Origin of the sequence: Oscillibacter sp. ER4 (assembly GCF_000765235.1) — a bacterium.
GTDB classification, from domain to species: Bacteria; Bacillota; Clostridia; order Oscillospirales; family Oscillospiraceae; genus Hominicoprocola; species Hominicoprocola fusiformis.
The window spans coordinates 1-10,843 of sequence record NZ_JPJG01000082.1; the positions used below are offsets into that span (position 1 = coordinate 1).

Consider the following 10,843-nt stretch of genomic DNA (forward strand, 5'->3'; position numbering starts at 1 on the left):
TATATCGTTTGTTTGGTACTCCTTTTGGCATAGCAAAACACCCCACTTGTTAGATAGTATACCATACTGTCTAACAAATGGGGTGCAGTTCACCTGTTTATGTTTGGGGTTTTACTTTTTACCGAATTTAGTGAAGAGTGTGACTAATACGGTGATCAGCCCCATCACGGCGAAGATGCCGAGCATTCCCTGCCCCGTGATGAGCAGCGCGATCTCAAGATTTGTCATAGTGCGTTCCTCCTTAACCCATGAGCTGCGGCACGAGATTGAGGATCATGCCGCCTGCGAGCACCGATGCGATCTGACCGGCGACGTTCGCGCCGACGGCGTGCATCAGCAGGTGATTGGTGCAGTCCGCCTCCTGCCCCATCTTCTGGATAACGCGCGCGGACATCGGGAAGGCCGAAATGCCGGCCGCGCCGACCATCGGGTTCACCTTGTTCTTGCAGAAGAGGTTCAGAAGCTTTGCAAACATCACGCCCGCGATGGAGTCAAAGACGAAGGCGACAAGACCCAGTGCCATGATGATGAGCGTGTCGAGATTGACGAACTGGTCGGCCTGCATCGAAAACGAGATCGTGATGCCGAGAAGCAGCGTGATGAGGTTCGCCAAATCGTTCTGCGCCGTCTGGGAAAGACGCTCCAAGCAGCCGCACTCACGGAGCAGGTTGCCGAACATCAGAAAGCCCACGAGCGAGACGGACATCGGCGCGATGAAGCCCGCGATGATCGTGACCATGATGGGGAAGCAGATGCGCAGCGAACGGGAAACGTGCTTGGGGTTATAGGGCATGTGCATCGCACGCTCTTTCTTGGTGGTCACGAGCTTGATGGCGAACGGCTGGATGATCGGCACGAGCGCCATGTACGAGTACGCCGCGACAGCGATGGGGCCGATATAATTGGAGTGTAAGACCTGTGAAACAAGGATCGACGTCGGGCCGTCCGCCGCGCCGATGATGCCGATGGAGGCCGCGTCCTTCAAGTCAAAGCCCAGCATGACCGCCGCGATCATCGCAAAGAAGATGCCGAACTGCGCCGCCGCGCCGAAGAGGAACATCTTCGGGTTTGAAAGCAGCGGGCCAAAGTCGATCATCGCGCCGATGCCGATGAACAGCAGCAGCGGCAACGCCTCGCTCGCTTCGATCGTCGTTTCAAAGAGCCACTGGATGATGCCCTGACTCTCGCCCACGCCCGCGACCATCTGGTTCAGAACGCCGGACATCGGCAGATTGACAAGGATAGCGCCGAAGCCCATCGGCAGCAGAAGCGAGGGCTCATAGTCCTTTTTGATGGCGAGATAGATGAGCAGCGCGCCGACTACATACATCACGCACTGCTGCGGTGTGACCGCGCGGATGCCGTCAAGCAAAAACTCCATGCTGTAAACACTCCTTATACTCAGTCGGTTTTGGTAGCCGGGCAAAAGAAAAAAGACCTCTACCGCGGGCGCCGCCCGGGGTAAAAGTCTTGCCATTTCGCAAGCAGACCGGGGATACTTTCCCGCGATGACGATCTGCTCAACGCCCGTGGGCGCCGGCTACTCCCTTTTTTCCGTGCTGCAAAAGGTATCACATTTTTTTTGCGCTGTCAAGCGCTCACTGGCGTATTTTGCCGTAGTTTACAAGTTTTTACTCCAAATTTACATCTTTTTCTGCCCTGAGAGCGCCGCAGTGGGGTTGACAAAGCCCAAAAAAGCCGATATATTACTACTGCATTATGAAATATGCGTGGATGAGGACAAGTAAGCCCCTCCCCCGCGGCAAAGAGAACCGCCGTTTTGGTGAAAGGCGGGACGCGGCAGGGTCGAATATCACCTCGGAGCAGCCGGACTGAACTTTAAGTAAGGCCGGACGGGTGCGACCGTTATATCGCAGCATTTGAGCGGCTGTGCAAGACACAGCAAGAAGAGTGGTACCGCAGAGGTCAGCGCCTTTGTCTCTTTATGGGACAGGGCGCTTTTGTTTTTTGCCGGAGGACGAAGCATGAATTGCCCGAAATGCGGAAAAGAGATGCTGCGCGGCTCGATGCACACGCAGAAATACCCCTTCTGGACGCAGCAGGAGCTGCGGTTTTTCAAAGCGCCGACCGACCTTGTCGAACTGGGGCCGCTCGATGACGATGATACGTCGGTGTTCACGCGCGACCCGTTTCCGGAGTTTCCCGATGCGGAAATTTGTCAAGAATGCGGACTGGTCGTTTTCCCCTGCAAGATGATCGAAAAGAAAGCAGAGAAGTAATTTATCATATAAAGGAGACGCAACATGGATTACAAAAGCACGCTGAATATGCCCAAGTCCGGCTTCCCGATGCGCGCGGGTCTTCCCAAGCGCGAGCCTGAGATGCTCAAGCACTGGGAGGAAATGGACCTCTACAACCTCATGCTCAAAAAGAACGAGGGCAAGCCCCGCTTCGCCCTGCACGATGGCCCTCCGTTCTCCAACGGCGGATTGCACATGGGTCACGCGCTCAACAAGTCCCTGAAGGACTTCATCACCCGTTCCTACGCGATGCGCGGCTACTACACGCCCTATATCCCCGGCTGGGACAACCACGGCATGCCCATCGAGAGCGCCATCATCAAGCAGAACAAGCTCAACCACAAGGCCATGCCCGTTTCCGAGTTCCGCTCCGCCTGCCACGAGTTCGCCCAGCACTATATCGACGTGCAGATGGAGGGCTTCAAGCGCATCGGTGTGCTCGGCGACTGGGAGCACCCCTACAAGACCATGGACCCCGGCTTCGAGGCTGAGGAGGTCAAGGTCTTCGGCGAGATGTACAAGAAGGGCTACATCTACAAGGGCTTAAAGCCCGTTTACTGGTGCTATCACGATGAGACCGCCCTGGCTGAGGCGGAGATCGAGTATCAGGACGATCCCTGCACGACCGTGTACGTCAAGTTCCCGATGAACGACGATCTCGGCAAGCTGAGCCATCTCGACAAGTCCAAGCTCAACTTCGTCATTTGGACGACCACGATCTGGACGCTGCCCGGCAACCTTGCCATCGCCCTGCACCCCGACGAGAGCTACGCCATCGTGAAGAACGAGGATAACGGCGAGATGTACATCGTCGCCGAGGCGCTCGTCGAAAAGGTCATGACCGTCGGCAACGTCGAGCACTACTCGATCCTTGAGACCCACCCCGGTAACTTCTATGAGAACATGCTCGCATCTCATCCCTTCCTGCCCAAGACCTCCCGTCTGGTTCTCGCCGACTATGTCACGATGGATTCCGGTACCGGCTGCGTCCACACCGCGCCCGGCTTCGGCGCGGACGACTATCAGACCTGCCGCCGCTATGGCATGGACATGGTCGTGCCCGTCAACGATCAGGGCCGCCACACCGACTATGCCGGAAAATATGAGGGTATGCTCGTTGAAGAGTCCAACCCCGTTATCCTTGCGGACATGAAGGAAGCAGGTTCCCTCTTCGCTTCCGAGGAGATCGTCCATAGCTATCCGCACTGCTGGCGCTGCAAGCACCCCATCATCTTCCGCGCCACCCCGCAGTGGTTCTGCTCTGTCGACTCTTTTAAGGATGAGGCCTGCGCCGCGTGCGACGACGTGCGCTGGGTCCCGGGCTGGGGCATCGACCGCATGAAGAGCATGATCCGCGAGCGCGCCGACTGGTGCATCTCCCGTCAGCGCCGCTGGGGCCTGCCCATCCCCGTGTTCTACTGCAAGGACTGCGGCAAGCCCATCTGCACCGACGAGACCATCAAGGCCGTCTCTGACCTCTTTGCCGAAAAGGGCTCCAACGCCTGGTTCGATATGGATGCCGCCGACATCCTGCCCAAGGGCTTCACCTGCCCGCACTGCGGCAAGAACGCCGGCTTTACCAAAGAGGAGGACACGCTTGACGGCTGGTTCGACTCCGGCTCCACGCACTTCGCGTCCATGAAGAAGGATCAGGGCTTCTGGCCCGCCACGATGTACCTCGAGGGTCTCGATCAGTACCGCGGCTGGTTCCAGTCTTCGCTGCTGACCGCTGTCGGCGCCTTCGGCCAGGGCGCGCCCTTTAAGGAGTGCGTCACCCACGGCTGGACGGTCGACGGCGAGGGTAAGGCCATGCACAAGAGCCTTGGCAACGGCGTTGATCCCGCGGACGTGTTCAACGAGAACGGCGCGGACATTCTGCGTCTGTGGGCCGCCAGCGCGGACTATCACGCGGACGTCCGCTGCTCGAAGGAGATCTTCAAGCAGCTCAGCCAGAACTACCTCAAGTTCCGCAACACCTGCAAGTTCATGCTCGACAACCTTGTCGACTTCGACCCCGAAAACCTCGTCAAGCCCGAGGAGATGCCAAAGCTCGACCGCTGGCTCCTCACGAAGCTCAACGAGCTCATTGAAAAGGCCGAGCAGTCCTACTGCGACTATGAGTTCCACATCATCACCCACGCGGTGAACGATTTCTGCGTCACCACGCTCTCAAGCTTCTATCTCGATATCGTGAAGGATCGCCTCTACTGCGACGGTGCGGACAGCTTGTCCCGCCGCAGCGCGCAGACCGCGCTGTACCTCACGCTCCACACGCTTTCCAAGCTTTTTGCGCCGATCCTCGCTTTCACCTGCGACGAGATCTGGCTCGCCATGCCGCACACCGGCGAGGACGACGCGCGCAACGTGGTGCTCAACGAGATGAACAAGCCCTTCACGGCCTACGCCCTCACCGCTGAAGAGATGGCCAACTGGGAGAAGCTTGCCGAGGTGCGCACCGTGGTCAACGGCGTGCTCGAAGCCGCCCGCGCCGAGAAGAAGATCGGCAAGAGCCTTGAGGCCGACGTGCACCTGACCGTTCCCGCCGAAGACGCATTCCTCGCAAATGTGGACGGCAAGGAGCTTGCGGACCTTCTGATCGTCTCTCAGGTCGAGGTGACGGTCGGCGACAGCGTGAAGGCCTCCGCCGAGGAAGCCGCCGGCACGAAGTGCCCGCGCTGCTGGAAGCACTCTACCGCCGCGAACGCCGAGGGTCTCTGCCCCCGCTGCGCAGAAGTGATGCGCTCTTTCCCCGACCTCGCGTAAGAAACAACGCGGGCGGCCATCTGGCTGCCCGCGCCGTGTTTTTTATCCGTTTCCACTCCACCCGCATGATTTCAGAAAGGAACCCGACCTATGCACTTTGACACCAAAAAGCTCACCCGCTGCGCGCTCATCGCGGCCATCTACGTCGCGCTGACGATGCTCTCCAACGCCCTGAACCTTGCCTACGGCCCCATCCAGCTCCGCTTTTCCGAGGCGATGACGGTCCTGCCGTTTTTAATGCCAGAGGCGAGCTGGGGCCTCTTTATCGGCTGCGTGCTCTCCAACATTTTAAGCCCCTACGGCCCGCTCGACATGATCGTCGGCTCGGCGGCCACACTGCTTGCGGCGCTTCTCACCGCCCGCTGCCGCAATAAGTGGACGGCGGCGCTGCCGCCCGTGCTCTGCAACGCCATCCTCATCGGCGCGCTCATCGCTTGGGAGGAAGCAGGCGTCGGCAACGGCTTCCCGCCCGCGTTCTTCTATAACGCCCTCACCGTCGGCCTCGGCGAAGCTGTCGCCTGCTATGTCCTCGGCATCCCCCTCCTCGGCGTGATGCAGAAGCACCTCAAGCTCAACTGAGTCAAAAAAGCGGCTTCGCCGCTTTTTTGAAAAGGTTTACCGCGCTTCGACCCTGTGGACCCAACAAAATTTTCAACATAATGAAAAAAGAGGACTTCCATTCGGAAGTCCTCTTTTTTATTTAAGAAAGCACCAAAAAGCGTCGCAGACTTTCGAGCCCGCAGGCTCGAAATAAATTCTAATCGTTTTTTCTGACGACACGCGCGTCGGAAAAAACACTTCTCAGGCCGCAAGTGTGGAATTCACCCGCTTACAGCGGGCGAATTATGCGCGCAGCGGCCTGCAACGCTCCCACTCAAAAAAGCGGCCCTTTAGGCCGCTTTTTTGAAGGCTTTAGCCTTCGTATGCGTGGTTGCTCTCAATATAGATCCCGCGGCTGTTCGACCAGCCGACGTTGAAGTTCAGCACCTTGCCGAGGTCGCGCAGCTTGTAGTACGTGTAGCCGCCGCCCTGATCGTCGGTCAGCAGGATTGCCGTGAACGGGATGCTCTCGCCGTAGATCACAGTCTTGGCATCGGCTTTCTGATAATGGCGGTCGCCGGAAAACGGCGCCTGCATCTCCGTTCCGTTTGGCTTATAGGCTTCATCCGGTACGATAATGACATTGCCGTCCCAGTCCACGCCGAACTGCGCGTTCGTACCGTTTAAGAGAGACGCAATATCGCGCAGGCGGACGTAGTTCGTCTCGCCGCCGTTGCTGCCGGGCAGCGCGTAGGTCTGGAGCGTGACGTCGTGGCCGTCGAGCTCGATGGTCTGGCGGCGCATATAGGCCTTGCCGCTCGCGGGAATGCTCTCCTGTGTCACAGTGCCGAGCGGACGCTGGTGCAGGCTCTCGGTTTCAGAGGTCGTAAAGCGGTACGTGCCCGCCTCCAGCGTGAGGTAGTCGACCGTGACGACGTTTTCCTTCACCGTGATGCCGGCAGCGGCGTTGTAGTCCACAAGCGCTGTGGGGAAAGCGAAGCGGTAGGTCATCACCATGTCCTCAAGCAGCGCGTTGATCTGTGCGTCAGAGTAGTCGGGCAGCTGCTTGGCAAGCTCTGCCTTGATCGCGCTGCGGCGGTCGGTCTGGGTGTTCTGCACCGTCAGCGTAAGCCCGCCGTCAGATGCAACGGAAAGCGTGACCGTGCCGGGCGTGGCGGCCTTGCTCACCTCGGCGATCTCCGCGGAGACCTCGGCAAAGATCGCATTGAACTCATCAGCGTTGGCAAACGACTCGCTCGCCTGGTCGCCGTAGTAGCCGTGACCATCGTAGCGAAAGTAGGAAAAGCCGTTCTGGGTCATCTCGGCGCGCATATTCATCGCGTTGACCATTTCCTCGGAGAAGCCGAATTTGGCCTCGACCGTGCCGCTGCCGTCAAATTGAAACGTCGTATCGGCGACCTGGCACATGCAGCCGCTCAAAAGGACGGTCAGCATGCTCACTACCAGCGCCGCAGCGAAAAACTTTTTCATGGTGTATCGCTCCTTTGGTAAACTCTACCGACAATTTTACACGAATTTCCGCCCGATTGCAAGCAATGCGGCCGTCTTTACACTGGAAAAACATGGAAAATCTGATTTTTCCGCGCAAAGGGGGCGGTATTTTTGAAAAATTGCTTGACTTTACGGAAAAGTTTTATATAATAGTAGAGCTTGTAATATGCATTGCAGGCAAATCCTTGCTCACATGAATCCGTGTGGGCCATCAGTCCAAAAGGAGGTGCAACCAAGAATGGCTAAGATTTCCGCAAACTATGAGGTCGTTTTCATCATGGACGGCAGACTGCCCGAAGAGCAGGTCGCCGCTCTGACCGAAAAGTTCAAGACCCTCGTGGAGCAGAACAGCACGGCTATGGAGGTTGAGGAGTGGGGCAAGCGCAAGCTGGCCTACGCCATCAACTACATTACCGAAGGCTACTATGTTCTGATCTCCTTCACGAGCGCGCCCGATTTCCCCAAGGAATTGGACCGTATCCTCGGCATTACCGATGGTATCATCCGCTCCATGATCGTCTGCAAGGGCGAATAAGGAGGGCAGCGCTATGTTGAACCGTATCGTCATCATGGGTCGACTTACCCGTGATCCCGAGCTGCGCCGCACGCAGAACGGCACGGCGGTGACGTCCTTCTCCGTCGCGGTCGACCGCGACTTCAAGAGCCGCGAGAGCGGCGAGAAGGCCACCGATTTCATCGACGTAGTCGCTTGGCGCCAGACCGCTGAATTTGTCTGCCAGTATTTCACCAAGGGCCGCATGGCCGTGGTCGAGGGCAGATTACAGATCCGCGACTGGAAAGACAAGGATGGCAACAACCGCCGCAGCGCGGAAGTGGTTGCCGACAACATTTATTTCGGCGACAGCAAGCGCGACAGCCAGTCGGGCGGCGATTACGCGCCCCCCGCCTACGGCTCTCCCGCCGAGAGCTACACCGCTCCTGCGAGCGGCGGCTTTGCCGAAATTGAAGAGGACGGCGAGCTGCCGTTCTAATGTGGGTACGAAAGCCCCAATTCTGATAAGGAGGAATCATCCATGGCTATGGAACGCGAAAACAGAGCCCCTCGCGCCGGCGGCCCGAACCGCAAGCGCAAAAAGGTGTGCCAGTTCTGCGTTGACAAGTGCGAGTATATCGACTATAAGGACGCCGCCAAGCTGCGCCGCTTCATCTCCGAGCGTTCGAAGATCCTGCCCCGCAGAACCACCGGTACCTGCGCGATGCATCAGCGTCAGCTGACCGAGGCCATCAAGCGCGCCCGTCAGATCGCTCTGCTCCCCTTCGTCACCGAATAAGGAACAAAGATTTGAAAAGAGCTGTCCGCAAGGACAGCTCTTTTTTTGCGACCACACTGGGCGCGTGTGCTTTTTCGCGCTTGTGCGAAAAAGCCAAGAATTTTCACAGCTTTTGCAAAGCTGCCAACTTCCGGTTTTTGTAATCCGCGTCCCCCGTCACTTCGCGGAGCGCGGTGATCTCCTCCGGCAGCGCGGCGCTGCCTTCCCCATACTGGAACAGCACGGCCTTTTCTGCGCTGAAGGGGTACACGTCGATCTCGCAGCGGCGGTCGGCGAAGACGAAACGATACTTTGTCTTGCGCACGGGCGAGAGCGCCGTGTCGCGCTCTAAGAGGTATTTTTCATACTGCTTTTGCGAGATGGGGCGCTCGGTGTCCCATTTTTCGCCGTTTGGCATGCGGTGCTTCTCGGTGTAGAAGTACAGCGTCTCCGCGCCGCTTTTCTGCATGCGCACGCGGCGCTCGATGTTCGGGTTCGTCAGCGCGAGATACGTCTGCGTCATGTCGATGGCCGCGGCGCGGTATTTGTGGGAAAACGCCGCCATGTCGGGCATGGCGATAAGGTACTTGCGTTTTTGCGCCATTGGCTCGACCTCGCCCACGGCGCGATAGATCTCGCGCAGGGCGCGCTCGATCTTGTTATTGAAATTCGCGTCGTTGTCGATGATGCGCAGATTCGGGTGCGCTCTCCACGCGCGCAGCGTGCGGTCGTCCATCTCGCGCGCGAATTCGATGGATTCCGTGCGCGCGTTGTTGCCGAGGTCATAGGCAAACTCCGCGCCCTTGGCGCAGGTGATGAGATGGAGCACCATGTCGTAATTGGCGAGCACACGCTCTTCGGTGCGGCCGTCAAAGCGCGCGATGACCTGCGCGAACTCCTCATCCGACACGTAGGCCTTGTCGTCCATCAGCGCGCGGTCGTAGAGAATGAGAATATTGTCCTCCGGCACGAGCTGCGCGGCGTCCAGTGCGAGCTTTTCCTTGTGGATCTGATCGCCGACGACAAAGTCCTGAAATTGCAGCATCGACATACAGTTGTCAAAGGGTTTGATGCCAAAGCCCGAAATGAGCTCAGTTGCCGTCTCGGGGATGGTGATGACGCGCCAGCCGTCCTCCTGCTTGAATTCCTTGAGCACACGGCTCACGAGCGTGGTTTTGCCCGCCGCGGGGCCGCCCGTGAGGACGATCTTTGTGATGCGCTTTGCCATAGTTACGCTTCCTTTCCGTGCAGAAGATAGTCGCCGAACGCTTCGACGGTCTTAAAGTACAGGTCGCAGTTTTGACGCATGAACGCCTCGATCTCTGGGATGTCGTTCGACCAGCCCGCGGCGGCGAAGCGCACATTCGCGGCCTTCGCCATGTCATATCCGGGCTTTAAGTCGTCGAGCACGAGCATCTGCTCGGCGGTGAAGCCGAGCTTTTCCATGATATCATAGAGCGCGTGCGGCTGGGGCTTGCGCCGGTCCTTTGGCACCTCCCAGCCGTAGACAAGCTTCGGCTCGGGGAGCTTATTTTCGCGGTAGTCGCGCAGAATGTTCGGCGAGAGCGAGTGCGACACGACGCAGATCGTGCCGCCGGCTCGCACGTAGTCCCACAAAATATCGCGCATCCCGTCGTAGACCTGCGGCACGTGGTGCTGGACATATTCGTGCCAGTACGCCTGCTCGTGCTTCATATCCTCCTCGGTCATGCCGACCTCGCCGTGGAAAAAGTCATAGACGCCGGGGTCAAAGTTTTTGAGGACGTATTCCTCCAGCGTGTAGCGCTTCGCCTTGGGGAAAAACTTCGCCGTGTACTCGGCAAAGCAGGGATAGTGTACCGTCGCGGTGGAGTTGACCACGGTGTCGTCGTGATCGAGCACAAGGCAGGGGTAGGTCATAAAAGGGACTCCTTTTTGATACTTTTTATAAAAGTATAGCATATTAAGTGTCCGCCCTGCAAGGGCGGGAAAAAGCAGCGCCGAAGGCGCTTCGTCTTTATTCCCTACACCGTGCAGGGGAACGGGCAAAGGGGACCATTCTCTCACGTGAGAGAATGGCCCCCTTGAACCCCCAAGAGAACGCAAGGGGCTCTGCCCCTTGACCCCGCACATTGGCAGCCCCAATCTCGAAGAGCTGCACGCGCTGCGCAATCAGATGCGGTGTACATGGCTTCGCCATGAGCCCCTGCGAATCGCCACCGATTGTAACCGCGCCTTACTACCGTGAGGCGCGTGTGACGTTACCTCGGCGGCAGACTGCGTGCGAAATAGCGGCATTGCTTCGCTCGCCGCATTGTGGAGACTGGCGGTAGACGGAAATTAGGCTGTACTCCTACAAGATCAGCAGAGCGGCAGCGGATGATAGAAGAAAGTCAAATCGTATAGCAACACTAACCGCGGCAACGCCGCGCGCAGGCAGTTGCATTCCGAAGGCATAAAGGTTATTCAACCCCGAGACTGCCAATCTAAACCTTTCTCTTGGGGGATTTAAAGGGG

Annotated in this window: 10 protein-coding genes and 1 other annotated feature; of the genes, 6 read left to right on the forward strand and 4 right to left on the reverse strand. The window is 58.1% G+C overall.

Annotation, left to right across the window (positions count from 1 at the left end):
* Positions 1 to 241: 241 nt before the first annotated feature.
* Entirely contained in the window at positions 242 to 1,381 is a 1,140-nt protein-coding gene (locus NI20_RS0111865) for a sodium ion-translocating decarboxylase subunit beta (RefSeq protein ID WP_033121610.1), read from the reverse strand.
* Positions 1,382 to 1,722: 341 nt separating this feature from the next.
* Positions 1,723 to 1,946, forward strand: a binding site (T-box leader).
* 39 nt (positions 1,947 to 1,985) lie between these two features.
* Here NI20_RS0111865 and NI20_RS0111875 point away from each other — a divergent pair.
* The 3 genes from NI20_RS0111875 (at position 1,986) to NI20_RS0111885 (ending at position 5,603) form a co-directional block, all read left to right on the forward strand.
* Positions 1,986 to 2,240 (forward strand): PF20097 family protein, encoded by a 255-nt coding sequence (locus tag NI20_RS0111875; RefSeq protein ID WP_033121612.1) that lies wholly within the window; start codon positions 1,986 to 1,988, stop codon positions 2,238 to 2,240.
* 24 nt (positions 2,241 to 2,264) lie between these two features.
* Positions 2,265 to 5,024 carry an isoleucine--tRNA ligase gene (gene ileS / locus NI20_RS0111880; RefSeq protein ID WP_033121613.1) on the forward strand — a complete coding sequence of 920 codons (2,760 nt, stop codon included), beginning with the start codon at positions 2,265 to 2,267 and terminating at the stop codon, positions 5,022 to 5,024.
* Positions 5,025 to 5,114: 90 nt separating this feature from the next.
* Positions 5,115 to 5,603, forward strand: coding sequence for a QueT transporter family protein (locus tag NI20_RS0111885; RefSeq protein ID WP_033121614.1), 489 nt, complete (start codon positions 5,115 to 5,117; stop codon positions 5,601 to 5,603).
* Positions 5,604 to 5,936: 333 nt separating this feature from the next.
* Here NI20_RS0111885 and NI20_RS0111890 read toward each other — a convergent pair whose 3' ends face one another.
* Positions 5,937 to 7,055 (reverse strand): hypothetical protein, encoded by a 1,119-nt coding sequence (locus tag NI20_RS0111890; RefSeq protein ID WP_033121615.1) that lies wholly within the window; start codon positions 7,053 to 7,055, stop codon positions 5,937 to 5,939.
* A 259-nt stretch (positions 7,056 to 7,314) separates the two neighbouring features.
* Here NI20_RS0111890 and rpsF point away from each other — a divergent pair, with 259 nt between their 5' ends.
* The 3 genes from rpsF to rpsR are packed head-to-tail and all read left to right on the forward strand — an operon-like array spanning position 7,315 to position 8,368.
* Positions 7,315 to 7,611, forward strand: a complete 297-nt coding sequence (gene rpsF, locus NI20_RS0111895) for a 30S ribosomal protein S6 (RefSeq protein WP_033121616.1) — start codon at positions 7,315 to 7,317, stop codon at positions 7,609 to 7,611.
* A 13-nt stretch (positions 7,612 to 7,624) separates the two neighbouring features.
* Positions 7,625 to 8,068, forward strand: coding sequence for a single-stranded DNA-binding protein (locus NI20_RS0111900; protein ID WP_033121617.1), 444 nt, complete (start codon positions 7,625 to 7,627; stop codon positions 8,066 to 8,068).
* Positions 8,069 to 8,110: 42 nt separating this feature from the next.
* Positions 8,111 to 8,368 (forward strand): 30S ribosomal protein S18, encoded by a 258-nt coding sequence (gene rpsR / locus NI20_RS0111905; protein ID WP_033121618.1) that lies wholly within the window; start codon positions 8,111 to 8,113, stop codon positions 8,366 to 8,368.
* A 103-nt stretch (positions 8,369 to 8,471) separates the two neighbouring features.
* Here rpsR and NI20_RS0111910 read toward each other — a convergent pair whose 3' ends face one another.
* Together NI20_RS0111910 and NI20_RS0111915 are read right to left on the reverse strand one after the other, a co-directional pair.
* Positions 8,472 to 9,575 carry an AAA family ATPase gene (locus NI20_RS0111910; protein ID WP_052084656.1) on the reverse strand — a complete coding sequence of 368 codons (1,104 nt, stop codon included), beginning with the start codon at positions 9,573 to 9,575 and terminating at the stop codon, positions 8,472 to 8,474.
* 2 nt (positions 9,576 to 9,577) lie between these two features.
* A complete protein-coding gene (locus NI20_RS0111915) occupies positions 9,578 to 10,246 on the reverse strand; it encodes an HAD family hydrolase (RefSeq protein ID WP_033121619.1) in 669 nt (222 codons plus the stop codon).
* Positions 10,247 to 10,843 lie beyond the last annotated feature (597 nt).

Coding starts and splice junctions, on each gene's coding strand:
- NI20_RS0111890 (WP_033121615.1), bottom strand. CDS start 7,055: ATGAAAAAGTTTTTCGCTGCGGCGCTGGTAGTGAGCATGCTGACCGTC.
- NI20_RS0111900 (WP_033121617.1), top strand. CDS start 7,625: ATGTTGAACCGTATCGTCATCATGGGTCGACTTACCCGTGATCCCGAG.
- NI20_RS0111865 (WP_033121610.1), bottom strand. CDS start 1,381: ATGGAGTTTTTGCTTGACGGCATCCGCGCGGTCACACCGCAGCAGTGC.
- ileS (WP_033121613.1), top strand. CDS start 2,265: ATGGATTACAAAAGCACGCTGAATATGCCCAAGTCCGGCTTCCCGATG.
- NI20_RS0111885 (WP_033121614.1), top strand. CDS start 5,115: ATGCACTTTGACACCAAAAAGCTCACCCGCTGCGCGCTCATCGCGGCC.
- NI20_RS0111915 (WP_033121619.1), bottom strand. CDS start 10,246: ATGACCTACCCCTGCCTTGTGCTCGATCACGACGACACCGTGGTCAAC.
- rpsR (WP_033121618.1), top strand. CDS start 8,111: ATGGCTATGGAACGCGAAAACAGAGCCCCTCGCGCCGGCGGCCCGAAC.
- rpsF (WP_033121616.1), top strand. CDS start 7,315: ATGGCTAAGATTTCCGCAAACTATGAGGTCGTTTTCATCATGGACGGC.
- NI20_RS0111875 (WP_033121612.1), top strand. CDS start 1,986: ATGAATTGCCCGAAATGCGGAAAAGAGATGCTGCGCGGCTCGATGCAC.
- NI20_RS0111910 (WP_052084656.1), bottom strand. CDS start 9,575: ATGGCAAAGCGCATCACAAAGATCGTCCTCACGGGCGGCCCCGCGGCG.